The organism is Pseudomonas sp. Bout1 (assembly GCF_034314165.1).
Taxonomy (GTDB): domain Bacteria; phylum Pseudomonadota; class Gammaproteobacteria; order Pseudomonadales; family Pseudomonadaceae; genus Aquipseudomonas.
Genome location: NZ_JAVIWK010000001.1, coordinates 4,395,870 through 4,417,094 on the forward strand (window position 1 = coordinate 4,395,870; position 21,225 = coordinate 4,417,094).

Below are 21,225 nucleotides of genomic sequence, written 5' to 3' on the forward strand. Positions count from 1 at the left end.
CAACCCGTTGTGTTCCAAGTGGCCTGGAAAAAATTGGGATGATCCAGCAGTAACCCACTGCCAGCGTCAAACACGTTATGGATTAACGCCAGCTCCAGGAAACCCCGGTGTACACGCCCATGCCATCCCCCGGTGTCGAACGCGCAACATCCATTCCCTTGTCGTCATAACCCGGCGTGACCGTATTCGCGTAGCGCTGGTTGGTGAGGTTGCGCAGGTCGACCCAGGCTTGCCAGTCGTGCTTGGGCGCGTCATACCCGAGCGTCGCGCCGAGCAGCGTGTAGGCCGCCGCGTAGTAGGAGTTGGCGTAGTCCACGGCCACCCGCGATGAATGCTCGCCGTTGAGGCTGGTGTAGAAACCGCTCGGGTGGCTGTAGCGCAATTGCGCCTGGTAGTAGTGCCTGGGAATGCCGGGCAAGGTGTTGTCGCCGAAGCGGTCGTCGTTGCGGTAGCGAAAGTCGCTGTAGGTGTAGGCCTGGCGCAAGGCGAGCTGGCCGCTGCGGTCGGCGTCCCACAGCGGGCTGGTCAGGCTCAGTTCCAGGCCTTGGTGCACCGTGGGGCTGGCGTTGGACTCGGCAATTATTGCGGATGTGGTGGAAGTCGCGGCCTGGGTTTCGACGCCGAGCAGTTCGTGGCGCACCTCGGAACGGTACAGCGCCAGGTCCCACTGGCCGAACCATTCCTCGCCTCGCCCGCCGACTTCCAGGGTGGTTGCGCTCTGGTTTTTCAGCTTCACGCCTTCGCGCTGCAACCCGCTCGCCGGGCCGCTGTTGGCCGGGAAATACCTGTTGGAACCCCAGATCATCGACCACGCATGGGGCGGTTCAACCGAGCGACTCAGGTTGCCGTACACCTGCAGTTGGGGGCTTAAGTCATAACGCAAGCCAACCCGCGGTGCGTAATCCCAATCGTGCTGGCTGACCGGGGCATGGGTTTGTGGATAGCTGACTTCGGTTTCGCGATGGGTGTAGATCGCCGCCAGCCCGGTGGTCAGCCACAGGTTTGGCACCAGTTCCAGGTCATTGCCGATATGCAGCACGCTGTCGGAGCCCAGGTAGCTGTAGTCACGGGTCTTGGTACCGGGCGCGTAGCCCGCCGTATTGCCGACCGGGATCCGCACGAATTCCGAGCCGCCGTTATTCGGCATCGCCTGGGTGGTACGCAGGCCAATGGTGGTCTTGCTGTCGCGCCCGAACAGCATGTCCTGGCGGATGTAGTTCACGCTACCGCTGACGTCGGTGTAGGCCACCTTGAGACGGTTGGTGCCTTCGCGCAGGTCCATCGGGTAGTCGTGATACGCCAGCCCGACCTCGACCTGGGCATTGTCGTCCAGGCGCAGGGTGGTTTTGTTGGCGATCCAGGTCGAGCCTGGTTGTGTGCGCCGGGAGTCCCGCGCCACGTTGAGGGTGGCGGCGGCGCGTGGGTCGTGGCTGATCTGGTCGCGGGTCAGCTTGCCGGGGGAATCGTTGTCGGTTTCGCGGTAGCGGAAATAGAAGCGGGTTTCCAGGTCGGGGTTGAAGCGGTAGCCAAAGTTGGCCGCCATGCCTTGGCCGCTGCCGGCGCTGTGGTCCTGGAAACCGTCATAGTGCGAGTCGGTAAGGCTGATGTAGTAGTCGGCATCACCCAACACCTGCCCCGAGCTGATTTCCCGCTGGGCGTAGCCATGGCTACCGGCCTCGTAGCGCACCTGCAATTTGGCCGCGTCGTAGCCGGTGTGGGTCACGTAGTTGACTGCACCGCCGAGGGCCAATGCGCCCTGGTCAAAACCGTTGGCGCCGCGCAGCACTTCAACCCGACTGAGCCACAGCGGGTCCTTGAGTTCGTAGGGCGTGCCGCCTGGGCCGGTCAGCGGCAGGCCGTCGAACGTTTCGTAAAGGCCCGAAGCGTGTGCGCCGGGGCCACGGTTGATGCCCGAGCCACGAATGGAAAGCTTCACCCCTTCATTGTTCGCGGCCTTGGCGTACACGCCGGCCTGGTACTTGAACACGTCTTCATTGGTGCTCACCCGCGCCTGGCCGACGCGGCTCATGTCGATGTAGTTGGTGGCGCCGGGCACGCTCTTGAGCTGGGCCTGGGCCAGTTCATCAGCGCTGAGTTCGGCACTGCTGACTTCAACGGGTGCCAGTTGCAGCGTGTCTTCGGCCTGGGAGACCGGGCTGAAGCTCAGGGCGGCGCCAAAACCCAGCAAGGGCCAGGCTTTTCGGGCGGGGAACAGAAACGCGGGGGGCATGGGGGTAAATCCTTGGAATTCGTTTTTGCGACGGGCTTGGTCCGGCACAAGGTCTGTGGTGGGAAGCCCGCGAGGCCCGGCGGGTCACCACTTATGAACGGATGGCCCTCATCCGGCGTTAAGTCCAAAATCGAATTACCAAATGCAAACTCAGTATTTATGGAAATAAGCGTCACGACTTACTGTAGGGCCATTGAGCCCCCAGAGATTTACCTCATGCACGCATCTGCCACCGTCATCGATTTCACCCTTCACCGCAAACGCCGCCAGGCTCGCGCAGCGGCAGAGTTGATGTGGGCGATGTACGCGGCGCGGGCTGGGGTCGCGGTGTTTACCGTACACACGACGGCGTCCAGCGATACCCGCCGGGCGTGAGGCGATGAATTTCCTGCACGCGATTCCAGAAGTACCCGCTCTCCCCTCCAAACCCAAGGACTGCAACAGCGGCGACGATGATGCCATCGGCCAGTGCGTGGCGCAGAACCTGCAACGCCTGCGCAGTAAACGCTACCTGTCACTGGATGCCTTGGCGCGCAACTGCGGCGTCAGCCGGGCGATGCTCGCGCAGATTGAATCCGGGCGCAGCGTGCCGTCGATCAAGGTACTGTGCAAGATCGCCAAAGGCTTGAAAGTCTCGGTGGCCGCGTTCCTGGAAAACCGTGCGTTCGAAGGGGTTGAGCTGCTGCCGGCGCAACAGAGCAAACGCCTGGTGAGCGCCGACGGCACCTTTATCAGCCGCGCGCTGTTTCCCTACGATATGGCGCGCCAGTCGGAGTTTTACGAGATACGCCTGAAGGCACTCGGCGAAGAAGTTTCAGAAGGTCACGGGCCGGGTATCCAGGAAAACCTGGTGGTGGCCCAGGGTGTGCTGGAGGTTAGCGTCAACGAAGAGCGCTACCTGCTTTCCACTGGTGATTCGATCCTGTTCTACGCCGACCAGCCCCACCGCTACCGCAACCCGGCAGACAGCGAGGCCGTGGCGTTTCTGGTGATCACCTACCCGGAACGGCTGGACTGAAACTGGCACTCGCCGCAATGCGGTTTACCCGTAGCGCAGCGTCAGTATCTACAGTCCTTTGTTGTGTTGGGGTTGGGCTGGGCTGGGTGTATATCCGTTATTTAGGTGATGGCTGGTATGGGTTCCGCCCTTACGGCGGGTCACTTTTGAAAGGAGCCCAAAAGTAACCAAAAGGCTCTTGCCCCACCACTCGGCACCTCGCCTAGGCTCGGTGTGCCCTCACTCCGGCATTACTCCGCGGGCCGCCGCGACGGCCCGTCCCTGGCCCGTCGCGGCTAAACCGGCGTCCTGCCGGTTTACCCGCTCCGTAATACCTGCGTTCGGCCAGCGTGGTTGACGGGGCGCCTAAGATCAAGATCACAAGCAGATCAAGAACACAGCGGCCTACAGGCCGGCTTAAGTGTTAAAAGCCAGATCAACAGCTAAAGCAGGCACGGTTCCAATGTAGGAGCTGGCTTGCCGGCGATGGCATCGCCTCTGTGTATCTGAAAGACCGAGTCGCCTGCATCGCCGGCAAGCCAGCTCCTACAGCTTTTGCCCTGGCTTTTAACACTCAGGTCGGCTTTCAGGCCGCCGTGCTCTTGCTTTTGATCTTGATCTGACTGCCCCATTCAGCCCGAGGCCGAACGCAGGGATTGAGGAGCGGGTAAACCGGCAGGACGCCGGTTTAGCCGCGACGGGCCAGGGACGGGCCGTCGCGGCGGCCCGCGGAGCAATTCCGGAGTGAGGGAACACCGAGCCTAGGCGAGGTGCCGACAGGCGGGGCAGAGCGCTTTGGTTACTTTGCCGCTTTTGCAAAGTGACTCGCTGTAAGAGCGAAACCAATAGCAGCCATTACCTAAATAACGGATATGTACCCAACCCAACCCCAACCCCAACAACATTGCCCGCACTCACCAAGCCTTTTTGGTTTCACGCCATACCAATCAGCAGGTGCAGCACATCATCGGCATGCCGTTGCAGCTCATCATCATCGGCATGGCGCAGTCGTTCATCATCTTCATCATCAACATGCAGCAGTTGTTCATCATGCCCATGCCCATACCTGGCATCGGCATCATTTTGCAGGTCATGCAATCTGCTTCCATCTTGCACTCCATGACGCACTTCATCATCGGCATCGGCATGCCCATCGGCATCATCATCGGCATGTTCATGGCGGACATGCTGTTCATCACCGCCTGACCATCTTCGGACATGCACATCATCGACAGGTTGGCGCACTGCATCATCATCGGCATGCCGCAGTTCATCATCATCGCCATCATCTCGGCGTTGTTCTTGAACATCGCCATGTCCATGCCAGCGGCCGGCTTCACGGTGCACATCATGGCCTCGTCGGTCATCGTGCAGGTCATGGTTGCCATCATCATCGGCATGCCCATCATCGGCATCATCGGCATCGCGTTGTTCATTGGCATCTGCAGGGCGTTCATCATGTTCGAAACTCCGTAATCGACAGGAAGTGAGTAAGTTCTGGCGCCGATTCTAGAGAAGCCGCACAACCGCGCAAGGCGCTGGCGCAGCAGCAGGAATAGATGTTCCATGGGGGTTTATTGGAGCGAGGCAGCCAATAACTCCGCGATAACAGACGTTATGAAGCAATCGCGCCGACCGGCTCCGTAATAAGGGCTGAACCGGCGCGATGGATATGCGATCGAGGAATGGCACCCATCCATAAGGAAATAAACGATCTAACCACCCTGAAAATACTCGCTCACTCGGCGAAGAATCCCACAAAGTGCCATCCGCCACCGACGGCAAGGTGATGGTTTCGCCTTGGTCAAGTCCGGCCAATGCCGCGTCCACCAGGTTATCGGTGGTCATGACCGACGTCTCTTGCAGCGCGGAAAGGAGAATGCCCGACGCGTGCCAAATTTCGGTAGCGGTGGCGGCCGGGAGCACTATCTGTACCTTCACCGCCGCTTCCGCCAGCTCCGATTGCACCTATGACGCGGCACGTGGCGCGTTGCTTGCAGCCACTCAGACGGGCAAGCCAGCGCCAGGTATGGGGTTGCCTGAGGCGCCAGCGGGTTTTATTGAATACCGATGGAAACGCGCCGCACAGTCTGCTCTTCACGGGGCAGGCTGATGTCGGTTTCGTAGCTGCATTCGGGGCCGGTGCAGCTATTTTCCAGGGTTACCGGCGCCAGGCTCTTGACCGGGAAGCGCGGCTTGGGCTCGGCCGGGGGCGTGAGAGGGACAGCGCTGAGGATCGGTGCCTCGTAGGTCAGGTCCAGGTTGGCAGCGTGGGCCGAAGTGGCCAGAACGGCGAGCAGTGCGCTCGCCATGACAGTCCTTGTAAACACCATCGAAATCTTTCCGGGCAGCAAAAAATCAAGGGTCAATGATAAACCCTTGAGCCATCGGGTTGAAGTCAAGGTTTCTGGACCGCGGGTTCCAGCACCAATACGTTGGCAGGCCCTGCACGGAATGTCGGGTTAAGCTTCGCGGCTTCCAGCATGTGAGGTGCAGCGTGATGATCCTTGAGCGCCGCCTTTGAAGCCCATGTCTCGAGCAACACGAAGCTGTCGCTGTTGCCGTCGACCGGGTGCAGGTCGTACTGGATGCAGCCCGCTTCGGCCCGCACCAGCGGAGCGAGCCTGGCAAACGCGGCCAACTGGTCTGCACCCCGCCCAGGCTGGGTATTGATGATGACGACAAGCCGGACTTCAGCAGACATAAACAGCACCGTTATCGATAAGAAAAGTGAGCGGCCACAGTAAGGGATGCCCTGCTCTGGCGCTACGAAAAATCTATCAGTAAGCTACTTTCACTGCATGGATTGAGTCAGCGCTCAAACCCTCCCCCTTTTCTGCACCCGGCGATAAGAACGTGATCGAAGTAACCGAAGTTTCCATTGCCCAACTGCGCACTGCGCTCGAATCAGGCCAGGCCACGGCGGTTGAATTGGTAGAGGCCTACCTTGCCAGGATCGACGCCTTTGATGCTCCCAACACCGCCACGGCGCTCAACGCGGTAGTGGTGCGCAACCCGCAAGCACTTGACGAAGCCCGCGCCAGCGACGCACGCCGAGCCAGCGGCAACACCCTGGGGCCGCTCGATGGCATTCCCTACACGGCCAAGGACAGCTACCTGGTCAAGGGCCTCACCGCCGCCTCCGGCAGCCCGGCTTTTGCGAACCTGACCGCCTACCGCGATGCGTTCACTATCGAACGGCTGCGCGCCACCGGCGCGATCTGCCTGGGCAAGACCAATATGCCGCCCATGGCCAACGGTGGCATGCAGCGCGGCGTGTATGGCCGGGCCGAGAGCCCGTACAACGCCGACTACCTCACCGCACCGTTCGCCTCGGGCTCCTCGAACGGCGCCGGCACGGCCACCGCGGCGAGCTTCGCGGCGTTTGGCCTGGCGGAAGAAACCTGGTCCAGCGGGCGCGGCCCGGCGTCCAACAATGGCCTGTGTGCGTATACCCCGTCCCGAGGCGTGATTTCGGTACGCGGCAACTGGCCGCTGACCCCGACCATGGACGTGGTCGTGCCCTACGCCCGAACCATGGCCGACCTGCTTGAAGTGCTCGATGTGGTGGTGGCAGAAGATCCTGAAACCCGCGGCGACCTGTGGCGGATGCAGCCCTGGGTGCCGATCCCGAGCGTGACCTCGGTACGCCCCCAATCCTATGGTGCCCTGGCCGCGACCGGCGAGGCACTGGCCGGCAAACGCTTTGGCGTGCCTCGCATGTACATCAATGCCGACCCTGAGGCGGGCACCAGCGATGACCCGGGAATCGGCGGCCCCACCGGCCAGCCAATCAAGACCCGCGCCTCGGTGATCGACCTGTGGGACGCCGCGCGCAAGGCACTCGAAGCGGCCGGCGCCGAAGTGGTCGAGGTGGACTTCCCGCTGGTTTCCAATTGCGAAGGCGACCGCCCGGGCGCACCTAAAGTGTTTACCCGTGGCCTGGTGTCCAAGGAATTCCTTCACGATGAATTGTGGGAGCTGTCGGCCTGGGCATTCGACGATTTTCTGCGCGCCAATGGTGACCCTGCACTGAACCGCCTGGCCGATGTCGACGGCCCGAAAATCTTCCCCCACGACCCTGGCACCCTGCCCAACCGCGAAGACGACCTGGCGGCCGGCATGGACGAGTATGTGCGTATGGCCCAGCGGGGCATCACTCCGTGGGACAAGATCAGCACCGTGCCCGACGGCTTGCGCGGCCTGGAACAGACTCGGCGCATCGACCTTGAGGAGTGGATGGATAACCTGGGGCTGGATGCGGTGATTTTCCCGACAGTCGCCGACGTAGGTCCGGCGGATGCGGATATGAACCCGGCGTCGGCGGATATCGCCTGGAGCAACGGGGTGTGGGTGGCCAACGGCAACCTCGCCATCCGACACCTTGGCGTACCGACGGTGACGGTGCCGATGGGCATCATGGCGGACATCGGCATGCCGGTAGGGCTGACCTTTGCCGGCCGGGCGTATGATGATTCGGCGCTGCTGCGATTGGCCTTCGCGTATGAGTCGACGGGCAGCAAGCGCCGGGTGCCGCCACGCACGCCGGTGTTGGTGGCGGGTCAGGCCTGATTGTCAGCGGCGCTGATTTTGCGCATCAACTGATCGGCCTCCGACCCGGGCTCAAATCGGAAGCCGCCCATCTCTTCAAGGAGCAGGCAATCGCTGATTGCCTGCCAAAGTTGCTCCTGGGTTGGCTTGTTGCGCAGCAGGATGTACGAGAGCAACAGTCGCTCGATGGGAACGCCTCGATCACAAGCGGTTTCAATGATTGCCAGCAGGATAAAGCGCAGTCGAACTTCCCGCTCCGTGGGCCAAACCGTTTTTCGCTTACCCAATGCAGGGCCTCAATATCAGGAAAAGCGTCAGGCTATGACCGAGCGAGGTGTTGTTTCAAGCACTGCATGGGGAGAAAGCCCCGCTCCTACAGTAAACAGGGAAAGGGCTTACGAAATCTCACAGAACGAAGTTAGCGCACTGTCCTGCCTCGGCCCCAACGTGCCACAACACGTAAACATTCCGTTACTCATCATCTCAACGCTAGTTGCCCATTACTGATAAAGCCTTCAGACCTACCTTATCGACACGAGCGCCCCCGCCGTGAACCATGACCCTTCAAGTGATTCCCAGCACACCTGGCGTTGGATCGGCAAACTGACGCCGCCGCTGACGTTACTCACTTCAATGCCCCGACACGAACTGTTGGCGTCACTAAAAGCGCGGGTTGAAGGGCCGTTGATTTTGCTGGTAGCACCGCCCGGATACGGCAAAACAACACTGTTGATGCAGTGGCGCCAGGAGCTACTCCACACCTCCCCAGACGCAACCGTTGCCTGGCTATCGCTGGATGAGGCAGACGCAGAACCCAACCGTTTCCTGGCCTACCTGATCCTGGCGCTCGACCACGCAGGTCTTGATCTCGGGCACCTGCCTCGGCTGGCGAAGTTCCAATCCCTGGATGCACACCCACAACGCACCATCACAGCCTTGCTTCACGCCATGGCGCGGGAAAATCGCGCCGTCACCCTACTGCTCGACGACTACCACACAGCTGCCAACGAGCACCTCGAGCCCATTGTGCAAGCGTTGCTGGAACAGGCTGCACCCTGGCTGCAATGGGTAGTCACCAGCCGCACCCGCCCCCGGTGGCCACTGGCACGCTGGAAAACCATGGGATGGGTGCACGAGGTATCCGCTCGCGAATTGGCCCTCTCAACCAGCGAAACCAGTTCGATCCTTGGACCCGACCTCTCATCGTCAGACCTGCATCACCTGCATGAAACAACCGAAGGCTGGCCGGTGGCCGTGCAACTGGCTCGGCTGTGGCGAGCCAGTTGCAACGGCTCGCTGTACAGCTTGAGCGAATTCTCTGGCCACGTTACCGATATCGCCGCCTACTTGACGGAGCAAGTCGTGGGATGCTTGCCGCAAGCGTGCCAATGCTTCTTGATCGATACATCATTGCTGGAGCGTTTCAATGCAGGGTTCGCTGACGCGATACGCGGCCGCACAGACAGCGCCCAACTGCTCGCACAACTGAGCCACCTGGACGCCCTGCTGGTACCGCTGGACGCCAAGCGCCAGTGGTTCCGCTATCACCGCCTGCTGCGAGATTTCCTGAGCAAAAAATGCGACGCCACAAACGCCCAGCGCATCCACCGCGCTGCTGCCCATTGGCTGGCACAAGAAAAGGACTGGATCCCGGCTGTCTCGCATGCGTTGCGCGCCGGCGACACCGCGCTGGCGGTGAATATGGTGGTGCGTGCCGGAGGATGGGAGTCCGTGTTAAGCCATGGGATACGCTATGCACAAAGCCTGCTGCGGCAATTCGACGAGCCAACCCGGCGCAGCGAGCCTGATCTTTTGCTGCTCCAAGCCTACCTGCACGCCAAGCTGGGAGACCACGCGCTGGCCACTCAACTGCTGCAACTGGCACATGGTGTCATCCAGAACGACAGGCGCCTGATGCGCGACTTCCAGGTCATTCAAACACTGGTGAACGCGTACGTTGATCGCTTCGAAGACAGCCACACGACGGTGTTTGACGCAGCACAGTTGCACGGCGACGAAATCCTGGCCCAGGCGACTCTGGAATGTGTAGATGCCCTGGGAGCCATGACCCGCGGTGAACTGGCCGCTGCGCTGCAAACTATCCGTGCGGCCCATATCAAAATGCGCGTGGTCAACACTCCGCGCGGTGAAAACTACTGCCGCGTCCATGAGGGACAAGTGCTGGCCTTGATGGGCAACATCGCCCAGTCGAGCCGCATGGTCGATGAGGCGTTGGCTATTTCAAGCAGTCAATTTGGCAGTGAAAGCTCAGTCAGGGCGCTGGTCGGCTGCCTTAAAGCGCAGCACCTGTACTGGCAAGGTGCATGGTCCGAGACGACAGCCTGGTGGCGGGACGGTTGGGCATCCCTCGAGCAAACGGACGGCTGGCTGGATATCGCCGCCATGACAGCTGAAGTCGCTTGGCGCACGACGCTGCGCAGTCACGGCATGCAGGTGGCGTTACCTGAACTGGAACAGGTAGTAAAGCTGGCGGCCAACCGTGAATGGCTGCGACTGACACGACTGGCCAGTGCATGGCGTGTCGACTTGCTGGTGCAATGCGGGTACCTGATGCAGGCCCGCCAGGAAGCATTGCAGGTTGACCTTGAAGGGATTGCCGATAACCGCCACGACTGGCGCAACCATGAAGCTGCAACGTTGGCAATGGCGCGCCTGCAACTGGCCTCGGGGAACTGCGCCGCTGCGCTGACCCGCTTGCGCCGCGAGAGTAAAGTGCTGCAAGACAAGGGGTTGTGCCTGCCCTCCTGGCGCCTGCAACTGCTGACGCTAGCCGCCTACGGCAAAGGACAGTCAACGCTTGAAGCGCAGGATATGACGTCGATCCTGGCATCGATACCTCAGCGGATATTACCGGGCCTGCTACTGGAAGTGGGACCAGGCCTGCTGCCGGCCCTGGAGGCCTGCCCGAACGCCATTGCGGCTCAAGCTGCCATCCTTACGCGGCTACGAGGCTGGCGGGCGCACCCGGTGCGTGCCCGTATGCCATTCAGCGCCAAGGAGACCCAGATCCTCACCTTGCTCGTCAGCGGCCAGCCAAACAAGATGATTGCGCAAGCGCTGGATATCTCTGAAAACACCGTGAAGTTTCACCTGAAACACATATTCGCCAAGCTCTCGGTGGACAATCGCACCGCCGCCATCAGTGCTGCCATGCGCCTCGGCGTTTTGGACCCGCCTCTCTAAACCCACCCGGCTACCCATCCGGGTAGGCCGGGTGAAACCCTCGCGGTGAACTACCCGTGCCGCCGGTAGCAACTCGCGCTCACTGCCCTCTAGCATCCGTCGAACCAGCGAGAGATCACGCTCTCGTGCCTGAGATAACAACAATCACATCAGGAGATGCCCTGTGGGTATGGACGGTAAAACTGTACGTGTAGCGACCGATGTTGGTGGAACGTTTACCGACCTGGTCTATTTCGAAAGCAACCCGGCCACCGGCCAACAAATTATCCGCACTGCCAAGGTCGACACCACACCGGCGAACTTCGCCAAGGGTGTGCTCAATGTTATCCGCAAGGCCGACATTGCGCTGGAAACCGTCGACTTTCTCGCCCACGGCACCACGGTGGTGATCAACGCCTTGACCGAACGTCGAGGCGTAAAGACAGCCTTGATCACTACCCGGGGCTTTCGCGACATCCTTGAAATTGCACGGGCCAATCGGCCGGACTACTTCAACCTGAAATGGGTCAAGCCCGCCCCCTTCGTGGCGCGTTACCTGAGGCGTGAAATAGGTGGCCGCCTGCATACCGACGGTAGTGAGCGTGAACCGCTGGACCTTTCAGGCCTGGTCGAGATACTCGATGGGTTTCGCGCAGACGGCGTGCAAGCCATTGCCATCTGCCTGCTGCACGCCTACGCCAACCCGGTGCATGAGCAGGCGGTTTTGAAAGAAGTACAGAAGCTCTGGCCCGAGGTCTCGGTGGTCGCCTCGCACCAAATCACTCGCGAATGGCGTGAATACGAACGCTCCAGCACCACAGTGCTTTCGGCCTACGTCCAGCCCATCGCCGCACGCTATCTCGACAACCTCGAGACGGGTCTGCGCGAAGGCGGCTACAAAGCGCCGTTGTACATCATGCAGTCCAACTGCGGCGTCGACAGCGTGACCCATGCCCGGGACATTCCCATCACCATGGTCGAGTCCGGGCCTGCCAGCGGCTTCTGGGCGGCCGCCGAACTCGGACGACTGCTTGAGGAGCCTAACCTGCTGGCATTGGACATCGGGGGCACCACCGCCAAATGCTCGCTGGTGCGTAACGGCCAGGTGTCGATCAAGACTGACTATTGGATTGAACGCAATCGACTCAATGCGGGCTACCCGATCATGGTGCCGGTGGTGGACCTGGTGGAAATCGGCAACGGCGGTGGTTCCATCGCCTGGGTCGACGAGTTCGACAAACTGCACGTCGGCCCCCAGTCTGCCGGCGCCCTGCCCGGCCCTGCGGCCTACGGCAACGGAGGTACGCAGGTCACCACGACGGATGCCAACCTGGCCCTGGGCCGGATCAACCCGGACTACTTCTGCGGTGGCGAGCTGGTTGCCGACATGGCCGCCGTGGCGCAGGCCTTCGGCCAACTGAGCGAGCGCCTCAAGCTACCCGCCGATGAGGTCGCCCGCGGCATCATTCGTATCGCCAACGACAACATGGTCAATGCGTTGAAGCTGGTGTCATTGAGCCGTGGCCATGACCCCCGCGAGTTGACCCTGATCGCGTTTGGCGGCGGCGGTGCCATGCATGCTGTCGCCCTGGCTCAGGAACTTGGGGTCAGGAAAGTCATTGTGCCGCGAGGTGCCTCGGTGTTTTCCGCCTGGGGCATGACCATGTCGGACCTGCGTCGCGACCTGTTCGTCAATCGTTTTGTCGAAACCGAACGCGAGGGCGCGCTGGCGCTTACCCAGGTGTTTGTGCAGGAACTGATGCACAACGCCCGGGCGCAGTTTGTCGACGAAGCCATTGCCCCGGAACAGGTCGACTTGCAGGTGTCTTGCAAGTTGCGCTACCAGAACCAGGAGCACGCGGTCGAGGTTGCTCTGGGCCATGAAGAATCTCTTTGCGTGCACTGGCCAGCGATCGCCCGGCGCTTCCACGCCCTCTATGAACAGCAGTATTCCTACCGCTTGCAAGCACCGTTGGAAATTGTCGGTTTCCATCTGGTGGCCGTCGCGCAGATCGGCAAATTGAACCTGCAAGCCCTGCCCATCAGCGGTCGCACACTGGCAGAGGCTCTCAAGGGCCAACGCCGGGTGGATTTCGCCCTGGAAGGCACCCACGACACGGCTATCTACGACTACGCCCGCCTGGAACCGCAGATGAGCTTCAGTGGCCCGGCCATCATCGAGGACGCTGGTTCCACCGTGGTGGTCCACCCCGGTAACCAGGTACTCGTCGACCGGCTCGGCAACCTGCATATCACCCTCGGCGCCTGAAGGAGCAGCCCCATGAGCAAAATCGACATATTCACCCTGGATATCATCCAGAACTCGCTACAGGCCATCGCCGACGAAATGTTCGAGGCGATGCGCAAGGCTGCCATGAGCCCGGTGATCTATGAGGTGCTGGACATGGGCACCGGTATCACCGATGCCCACGGCGAAATCGCCAGCTCGGGTGCCGGTATTCCAGCTTTTGTCGGCGTGCTCGACAAAGCGGTCAAGCAGATTCTGATTCAACACCCGGTGCCCGGGGAGATCGAGGACGGTGACGTGTTCATCACCAATGATCCCCACAGTGGCGGCGTCACTCACCTCAATGATGTGGTGCTGGCGATGCCGGTGTTCGTCGACGGCCGCTTGCTGGCCTGGACCGCTAACATCGCCCACTGGAACGATATCGGTGGCATGGTTGCGGGATCGTTGTCAACGCAGGCAACCGAGATTTTCCAGGAAGGCCTGCGCCTGGCCTCAGTCAAACTGATCAGCCGGGGCCAACCGATTCGTTCGGTGTTGCAGATCCTGCGCTGCAATACCCGTATGCCGGACTTCATGGAAGGCGATTTATGGGCCGGTGTCGCCGCTGTGCGCAGTGGTGCCTTGCGCTTGCAGGCGCTGAGTGCGAAATACGGGATTGAGGTGTTCCTCACGGCCATGCAGGAGTTTATGAACCTGGGCGAAAAAATCTCCTTGCGTGCGCTGTGCGACTTGCCCGCTGTTCGCCTTCATCAAGAGGAGATGCAGGACGATGGCAGCCTCTTCACTGTGTCGATTCAGATATCCGAACGCGAGTTGATCATCGACCTGCGCGACAACCCCGACCAATGTGTGGGGCCCACCAACCTGAGCCGGGATGGCGCAGTGGTCGCAGCGCAGATGGCCTTCAAGGCCTTGACCGCGCCACAAGGCGTCACCAACGGCGGCACTTTTCGACCTCTTCGGGTATTGACCCGTCCTGGATCGCTGTTTGATGCCCAACCGCCTGCGGCCGAAGGGTTTTATTTCGAGAATCTGATCCGCGTTCATGACCTGATCCTGCGCTGCCTGGCCCAGCGATTCCCCGACCGCCTTCCTGCCGGTAATTTTGCCTCGGTATGCGCCACCATCATCGGCGGTGTGCATCCCGACACCGGGCGCGTATTCACCTTGGTGGAACCCGAGATTGGCGGCTGGGGGGCCGAACCCGGCCGCGACGGCAACAACGCGGTGTACTCCGGCCTGCACGGCGAAACCTACAACTGCCCGGTTGAGGTGTGCGAAGCCCGCTATGGCCTGTACGTCGAGCGCATGGAGCTCAATGACGAACCCGGCGGCCATGGTCAGTTCCGCGGCGGGCGAGGCCTGCTCATCGACTACCGCATTCGCGCCGATGCCAGCTTCCTGACCTGCGGCTACACCCGCGCAGTGATACCGCCCTGGGGGTTGGAGCAAGGCATGGATGGCACTCCCAATTATGTCGAAGTCACGCGCGGCGACGGTACGCAACAGCGTTACACCATGGCCAGCAGTATCAACCTTGACGCTGGCGATTTGGTACGCGTGCGCACCGGGGCCGGTGGTGGTTACGGTTCGCCCTCTGACCGCACCCCACAAGCGGTGCGGGATGACCTGAAGAACGGCTACGTCGATGCCGAAACGGCTCGAACGATATACGGCCTGCAGATTTGACCTTCAGGTGCTGCTGACGCGATGACGCCAAACGCACCTGTCCTCAGTACTTAAGAACAACAACAAAAAAGTGAGAACTGATATGAAACCGTACACCCCATCACGTCCTTGGGTGTTGCCCGCGTTTGCTCTGGTTTTGGGTTTCAGCGCAACTGCAAACGCCGAGCAATTCATTGGTTTTGGCCAGCCGGGAATCCCGGGGAAATGGGCACTGGAGTCATTCCCGGTGTTCAATCGCACGGCAGACGGTAACGTCCGCGCCGGTGGCAATACGGTGCTGGCGTACTTCTCCGAGACAGGCTTTACCGACACCACCCGCGACCAACTGCAGTTTTGGGTTGGCGCGATTCCCGGCTACGCAAGCACCAATGGCGCACGGGACACCAGCCCGTGGGGCATCGCTTCTCCGAACCTGGGTTTTGCCTACTACTACAACGTCATCGAGCCCACCAGCGACTACGGTTCTGCCAACTTTACAACGTTCTGGACCAACCCGACCCTGATGGTCGAGTTCCCCAATGGCAATGACGAGATCGCCGGTTACGGCGCCTTTGCGAATCGATATGCGGTGAGTTTCAGCCTCGCCAATTACGTGCGCGTGGGGAACTTTGCCGCGACCTTTACCCCGGCAGGCATTCATTACGCCTCGCGCAATCGCAATACCACCGACCTGGGCACCGACGACCCCAAACGCCTGCGCGGCGGCGTCAGCTTGTGGCTGGCAGACATTGCCGCGGGGTACCTCACCACAGAAGACCTGTGGCTGGGCGTGCATCACGTCTACCACATCAATAATAAAACCGCGTCTGACTTCGCTGAATCACGCGTTGGAAAAATCGGCCCATCCATGACCTATACCGGGTTTGCCCAACAGGGGCTCTACCTGTCTGCCAATTTGAACTTCGAGTACTACCGCAGCGCCAATCTGACCCGCTCCAATGAGCTGACCATGGCCCTGGTGAAATTCTTCTAACCGCGCGCGCCACATTTTCGAGGACTATTGCATGCACACCCTGACACCCCCCGCCTCACCGCGAGACGTACCGGTAACGGTGCGCTGGTTGAACCCAATCGGCTGCCCCACATTCGACGCGCCTATCGCCGACCTGCTGCACGGTATCAAGCAACCATCGACACAGATTGAAGTGGTGTCCTTCGATATGCCGCACAGCCCGACGCATCTGGAATATCGGGCGTACGAAGCACTCACCTACGAGCGCACCCTGCGTGTCGCCCGCGACTGTGGGCAACAGAACATTGATGCGCTGGTGATCGGCTGTTTCTACGATCCGGCGCTGGAAGATGCCCGGGAAATCTCGGGCGGCACGATCATCGTCGCCCCTTGCCAGGCAAGCCTGCAGGTGGTCGAACATCTGGCCAACCGATTCTCGATCATCGTGGGGCGCAACAAGTGGATGGAACAGATGCATGAGCGGGTGCGCAGTTACGGTGCTGCGCACAGGCTGGCATCGATGAGGCCGCTGGGCATGGGAGTCGATGAGTTCCAGAAGGACCCCGCCCTCACCCGTCGCCGAATCATTGAGCAAGCCACGCTGGCGGTCGAAGAAGATGGAGCAGAAGCCATCGTGCTGGGCTGCACCATCGAGTTCGGCTTCTTTGAGCAGGTGCAGCGCGAGGTCGGCGTACCCGTGATCGACCCGGTGGTAGCCGCCTTCAAGATGGCCGAGGCCATGGCGGGTATGAAGCGACGCTTCGGCTGGGCTCCCAGCCGGGTCGGTAGTTGCGAACCGCCACCGGAAGCCGAGATCAAGGCCTTTGGCCTGTTCCAGGGGCCGGCTCCGATCGGCAATCGGGTCAAGGCATAACCCCCCTCACTTGGATGATCTTCCATGAGCACGAGCAACGTCACCGAGTCGCCCTCGTCGGGCAGCAACGCGTCCACCCAGCAGGTAGGCGATGTATTCCGAGAGGTCCCCTTGACCCGCGAGCATCTCAAGTGCTGCCTCGCGCTGTTTTTTGTATTTGCCATCGAGGCGTGGGAGATGATGATCATCGTCTACACCGCGCCTCTGATCGCTGAAGACTTTGCCCTCGACGCACTCGCCATCGGCAATCTGATCAGTGCCATGTTCATCGGGATGCTGCTGGGGTCTTTGGCGTGGGGCAAAATCGCCGAACGGGTTGGGCGCAAACACGCGATTCTCTGGAGCCTGGCGGTCTACGGCGTGATTTCGCTGGCCAGTGCGCTCGCCCCCAACTTCCTCAGCCTTTACGTACTGCGCTTTCTGTCGGGCGTAGCGGCCGTGGGCATGATGGTCGTTACCTTTGCCCATTATCAGGAACTACTGCCGGTGCGCCATCGCGGCGCGCTCACGGTGTACCTGGCCTCGGGCTGGCCGATCGGCATGCTGCTGGCGCTGGGAGCCACAGTGTGGCTAATGCCGTGGGGCTGGCGCGCGATTATTGTGCTGAGTTCGATGGGAAGCCTGTGGGCGCTGGTGGTGGCGCTCTGGGTCCCGGAATCGCCTTACTGGCTGGCCAGTGTTGGCAGACAAGCGCAGGCCAGGAGGGTGATCCACCGACTGAGTCGCGGGGCTGTGCAGATAGCTGAAGGTTGCCAGTTGCAAGTCGACCAGAGCACCCGAGGCTGCCAACGGGATGTGTTTACAGGGGCGATGTTCAAGGTCAGCGCGCTGCAAATCCTCGTCAACTTCACGTTCTCCTGGGGCTATTGGGGCTTGCAGACGTGGCTACCGACCTTATTGCAGCAACGTGGCCTGAATTTGCCGCAAAGCTACGGTTTTATTGCGCTGTCGGCGCTTTGCATGATCCCCGGTTACGTCGCCGCCTCCTACCTGACCCACCGCTTCGGGCGCAAGAAAATCGTCATCGGGTTTATCGGCGCCTCAGTGATAGCCGGCTATGGCTTCGCCAACGCACAGACCCTGCAAATGCTGTACCTGAGCAATTTTGCCCTGGCCTTTTTCAGCCTCGGTGCCTGGGGTGTCTGGGGTACTTGGGTGGCCGAACTGTACCCAACTCCGCTACGCACCATTGGCTACGGGTGGGCAATTTTCGCCCAACGAGTGGCCAACATCCTGGCCCCCTCGTTGATCGGTGCGCTGGTGGCTTATGGGGCGTCCTTCAACGTTACAACCTCGCTCATCAACGCCTTCATGCTGGTGACCGTGATGTTGGTGGCGTTTATTCCGGAGACCGAAGGCAAGGCCTTGCAATGAACCGCAGGCCATCACAGCCGTTTCAGACAAAACAGCAAAACGCAGTCCGACATCAACCTCGGTACAAGTCGGTTTGAATGCATGCGGTTGGCATCAGCTCCCCGCAGAACCGGGGAGCTCTTAACTCAGTGGTGTGACCGCACATCACCCCGAAACGGAATTCATCATGGACACACAATCGCCGGCCCAAGGGCTGGTATTTCATATGCAACGAGGCCCCGTCCAGAACAATGGAGCCTCGCCGTGGTATTCAACGCTCGCACTGGGTAGCCCTGGTCAACCGTTGAAGCTGGCAATTGACTCAGGCACCAATATCACGTGGGTGACCTCAACACTTTGCCCGCCAGAAAAACGCACTCATTTCGCCGGTGGCCGGTTTGACTATCGGGCTTCCAGCACCTTTGCATTCACCGATTGCCTGCAACGCCCCTATAGTTTTGGGCCCTGGGGCACGATGCAGGTTGAAAGCGCTTCGGACGTGCTAACCGTCCCTACGACAAGTGCATTGCCGATCCAGCTGTTTCTGGCAGCCAACTATGACGGTGAGCAATTCAAACAGCTGGATTGGGATGGCGGAATCGGCCTGCCGTGCAGCAGCGCCTATGCCGAAGGACGATGCTCATTTGTGTTCCAGGACCTGATCGGTAATGGTCAACTTGACCCGATGCATCCTTACGTAGCGTTCGACTGGAACGCCAAAGATCGCACCGGCACGTGCCAGATGGGTGCCATCGACGCCTCCAAAACCCGGGGCCCGGGTTTGTTTCTCCCGTGGTCCGTCTACACCGGATTGCCGGGCGTGGAGTACATCTGGTCCACCGCACTGAAGTCCTACTCGGTAGGCGGTCAAACGCTGGCGAACAACTTAAGCTTTGCCCTGGACTCCGGATCTTCGCAATTCAAAGGCGATGACAACCTCATGGGACAAACCCTGGCCCTTATCGCTCGCGGCGCACGTCCTGATGTTGTGTTGGGATTTGCCGAGGGTGAAATCACCCTGGGCGCCGACCTGTACAACCTGCTGGTTGAAGAAGGCCCCCAGAAGGGCGAGACGATCCCGCAGTTTGCGCCGATGGGCCTGCCGGACCTTGTGCTGGTTGGGTCGCTGGTCATGGAGCATTGCTACACCGTTTATGAATACCAGGTGGTGCAATGCGGGTATGAGGTTTACTCCCTCGCCCCGGTAGGGATGTGGTTGTTCAATCGCCCGGATGGGCCGCAGATTATTACTCGGTCTTCGTCACGCCCATTCAACGCAGGCCCGCGCCCGGTGGCGAACACAAAGGTCATCCTTCCCGCTCGCCCCTTTCAGGATACGGTCACCCGGCAGAAATCAGTGGCTGGGACATGGAAAAATGACTATGGATCAGTCATGACCCTGGCAGTGACGGACGATCGGGTTCGTGGCACCTATCAGTCTTCGACCGGCTCTACCGGGAAGTACGAAGTGACAGGTTTTCAGCTGGACGTCCCTGCTGCTACCACTTTGAGTCAGCCGGTGGCACTGGCTATTGAGTGGCACTCCATTGGCGGTGACCCAGCAGATCCGAGCTGGAACTGGTGCTCGGGGCTTAGCGGGCAGATGAGCGTTACACCAGCAGGGGACAGGTTGGAGCTCTCGCACTTGTTGGTAGCCAGCAGCGACTTTCCCGAGCTTGCGGGACAAGGGACTTACATTGACAAACTAAGCTATCAGAGAGTGGATACCGTAGCGCTTGATGATTTGGATGTGGCGCCCTTAGCCTTTTCACCTATTGAGGATGTGTTGAACGGTACCTGGGTGGCTGACAATGGGGCGACACTTGAATTGAGGGTGCATGCGTCCGGCCAGCGACGGTTTGGTCACGTAAGTGGGACGCTATCCACACCGGCTGGCGGTGTTGAGGTATCCGGCTTCACCGATGTCAACGCGATTGCAAGCAAACTGGCGCTGCAATCAGTAAGTCTCACCGTGGCAAAGACGCAGGCATCGAGCGTAAGCAGCCTTTGCGGTTCATTGGATTTACAGGGCGAGGTTCTAAACCTGTTCTCGATGACAAGCTGCGCAACTACGTTGCAGCGTTCCTATTTGGCGACACAAGTCGCGGCAACTCGTTTCAAGCGTAACCGGCCAGCAGCTCTAACGACATGGAGCCGCCCATGGAACAAGGAATAAACCCCTCGCACTTTTTGGCCTGGTGCTGTTCATCCGGGTGCTGGCTGTGAGTACGCGAACCGGGCGTCGCTGAGAATGCCGAGTATTACTGCACCGGCAGGAAATTCATCAGCAACAGGCTCTGCGCGTAGTTGAGCCCGATGCGCCGGTAGCGTTCGTCGAGCATCTGGGTCAACAGGTCGAGGCGCGCAACAATCTTGCCGAACTCCAACGCGAAACTGAGGTTGCTGCTCTCCTCCGAGATCTCGTTGGAGAACAGCAATAACGAGCCATTGGCATCCTGGCGCTGACTGAGCAGCCAGGTCGCCTTCTCGATGTTACGTGCGGCATTGCTGACAAACTGCGGGTTGATCGAGTCCGTTATATAAAACTGGGTGCGCCCGCCGTGGGCCGTCACCAGCATGCTGCCAATCGCGTAGATGAAGGCACCTACCCGGTCGCCCCGAAACTGCGGGCTCAAGGAGTAACTCAGCGCCGCCAGGTCGCGACGATCCCCAAGGGCGGGCAGCGGTTGGCGCAGTTCGATAGCCTGGCGGATTTGCCGGGCGGCGGTTACAGCATCCGTGTAGCCCGATTGACGCCACTGGTTGGGGTTGCGTAAATAGAGCTTATTCATCAATAAATACAGGCTTTGCAGATTGTCGCGCATGCTCAGGGTGGCCATGCGATCGACACTGGTCTGGAAGAACTCATCGGGCTTGCCGTTGCTGAACTGCCTGGCAACATCGCGCCCCTGTTGCTGGCTGCACCCGTTGGAGCAAAGCATTAAAACTGCTGCCAGCAGCAGAGGCTGGCGCATCCATCGAGTGAAAAAAACACGTAACGTGCGATCCATCGGCACCAGGTCTTGGTCTGCTGTCCACGCCGGGAATTAGTGTGGTCGGGACAAAGATAGAGCGGGGAAACAAGAAAAAGTGCGGTGGCGAGGGCAGGAATGTTGCCTACAGGACAAGTCCGACACCGTGTGTC

Annotated in this window: 16 protein-coding genes; 10 read left to right on the plus strand and 6 right to left on the minus strand. The window is 60.3% G+C overall.

The features are described from left to right. Window positions 1-82: 82 nt before the first annotated feature. Complete coding sequence (locus RGV33_RS20480; RefSeq protein WP_322145859.1) at window positions 83-2,230, minus strand: TonB-dependent receptor family protein; 2,148 nt, start codon at window positions 2,228-2,230, stop codon at window positions 83-85. A 216-nt stretch (window positions 2,231-2,446) separates the two neighbouring features. On the opposite strand from RGV33_RS20480, the gene RGV33_RS20485 reads away from it, so the two are divergent. Together RGV33_RS20485 and RGV33_RS20490 are read left to right on the plus strand one after the other, a co-directional pair. Then, complete coding sequence (locus RGV33_RS20485) at window positions 2,447-2,605, plus strand: hypothetical protein (protein WP_322145860.1); 159 nt, start codon at window positions 2,447-2,449, stop codon at window positions 2,603-2,605. Window positions 2,606-2,609: 4 nt separating this feature from the next. Continuing rightward, window positions 2,610-3,248, plus strand: coding sequence for an XRE family transcriptional regulator (locus RGV33_RS20490; RefSeq protein WP_322145861.1), 639 nt, complete (start codon window positions 2,610-2,612; stop codon window positions 3,246-3,248). 926 nt (window positions 3,249-4,174) lie between these two features. Here the strand turns inward: RGV33_RS20490 and RGV33_RS20495 are convergent. The 3 genes from RGV33_RS20495 to RGV33_RS20505 form a co-directional block, all read right to left on the minus strand. Next, entirely contained in the window at window positions 4,175-4,687 is a 513-nt protein-coding gene (locus tag RGV33_RS20495; protein WP_322145862.1) for a hypothetical protein, read from the minus strand. A 597-nt stretch (window positions 4,688-5,284) separates the two neighbouring features. Then, entirely contained in the window at window positions 5,285-5,539 is a 255-nt protein-coding gene (locus RGV33_RS20500) for a hypothetical protein (protein WP_322145863.1), read from the minus strand. Window positions 5,540-5,625: 86 nt separating this feature from the next. Beyond that, window positions 5,626-5,931, minus strand: coding sequence for a putative quinol monooxygenase (locus RGV33_RS20505; protein WP_322145864.1), 306 nt, complete (start codon window positions 5,929-5,931; stop codon window positions 5,626-5,628). A 152-nt stretch (window positions 5,932-6,083) separates the two neighbouring features. On the opposite strand from RGV33_RS20505, the gene RGV33_RS20510 reads away from it, so the two are divergent. Continuing rightward, on the plus strand, window positions 6,084-7,799 hold the full coding sequence (locus RGV33_RS20510) for an amidase (protein WP_322145865.1): 1,716 nt from the start codon (window positions 6,084-6,086) through the stop codon (window positions 7,797-7,799). On the opposite strand, the gene RGV33_RS20515 is transcribed toward RGV33_RS20510, so the two are convergent. Continuing rightward, window positions 7,790-8,065: a hypothetical protein gene (locus tag RGV33_RS20515; protein ID WP_322145866.1), complete on the minus strand. Its 276-nt coding sequence runs from the start codon at window positions 8,063-8,065 to the stop codon at window positions 7,790-7,792. The two genes, RGV33_RS20510 and RGV33_RS20515, sit on opposite strands and share 10 nt — an antisense overlap. 262 nt (window positions 8,066-8,327) lie before the next feature. Between RGV33_RS20515 and RGV33_RS20520 the strand changes: the two genes are divergently transcribed. The 7 genes from RGV33_RS20520 to RGV33_RS20550 all read left to right on the plus strand — a co-directional run bounded on the left by RGV33_RS20520 (window position 8,328) and on the right by RGV33_RS20550 (window position 20,256). Next, window positions 8,328-10,982, plus strand: coding sequence for a LuxR C-terminal-related transcriptional regulator (locus RGV33_RS20520; RefSeq protein WP_322145867.1), 2,655 nt, complete (start codon window positions 8,328-8,330; stop codon window positions 10,980-10,982). 169 nt (window positions 10,983-11,151) lie between these two features. Further along, window positions 11,152-13,230, plus strand: a complete 2,079-nt coding sequence (locus RGV33_RS20525; protein WP_322145868.1) for a hydantoinase/oxoprolinase family protein — start codon at window positions 11,152-11,154, stop codon at window positions 13,228-13,230. Between the two features lie 12 nt (window positions 13,231-13,242). Next, the gene (locus RGV33_RS20530; protein WP_322145869.1) at window positions 13,243-14,901 is read left to right on the plus strand and encodes a hydantoinase B/oxoprolinase family protein; all 1,659 of its coding nucleotides are present in this window, start codon (window positions 13,243-13,245) and stop codon (window positions 14,899-14,901) included. An 82-nt stretch (window positions 14,902-14,983) separates the two neighbouring features. After that, window positions 14,984-15,874, plus strand: coding sequence for a hypothetical protein (locus RGV33_RS20535; protein ID WP_322145870.1), 891 nt, complete (start codon window positions 14,984-14,986; stop codon window positions 15,872-15,874). A 31-nt stretch (window positions 15,875-15,905) separates the two neighbouring features. Beyond that, window positions 15,906-16,727 (plus strand): aspartate/glutamate racemase family protein, encoded by an 822-nt coding sequence (locus tag RGV33_RS20540; protein ID WP_322145871.1) that lies wholly within the window; start codon window positions 15,906-15,908, stop codon window positions 16,725-16,727. A gap of 24 nt (window positions 16,728-16,751) precedes the next feature. Beyond that, window positions 16,752-18,101, plus strand: a complete 1,350-nt coding sequence (locus RGV33_RS20545) for an MFS transporter (RefSeq protein WP_322145872.1) — start codon at window positions 16,752-16,754, stop codon at window positions 18,099-18,101. Window positions 18,102-18,267: 166 nt separating this feature from the next. Next, complete coding sequence (locus RGV33_RS20550) at window positions 18,268-20,256, plus strand: avidin/streptavidin family protein (RefSeq protein ID WP_322145873.1); 1,989 nt, start codon at window positions 18,268-18,270, stop codon at window positions 20,254-20,256. Between the two features lie 85 nt (window positions 20,257-20,341). Here the strand turns inward: RGV33_RS20550 and RGV33_RS20555 are convergent, their stop codons facing one another. Beyond that, a complete protein-coding gene (locus RGV33_RS20555; RefSeq protein WP_322145874.1) occupies window positions 20,342-21,091 on the minus strand; it encodes a hypothetical protein in 750 nt (249 codons plus the stop codon). Window positions 21,092-21,225: the final 134 nt, after the last annotated feature.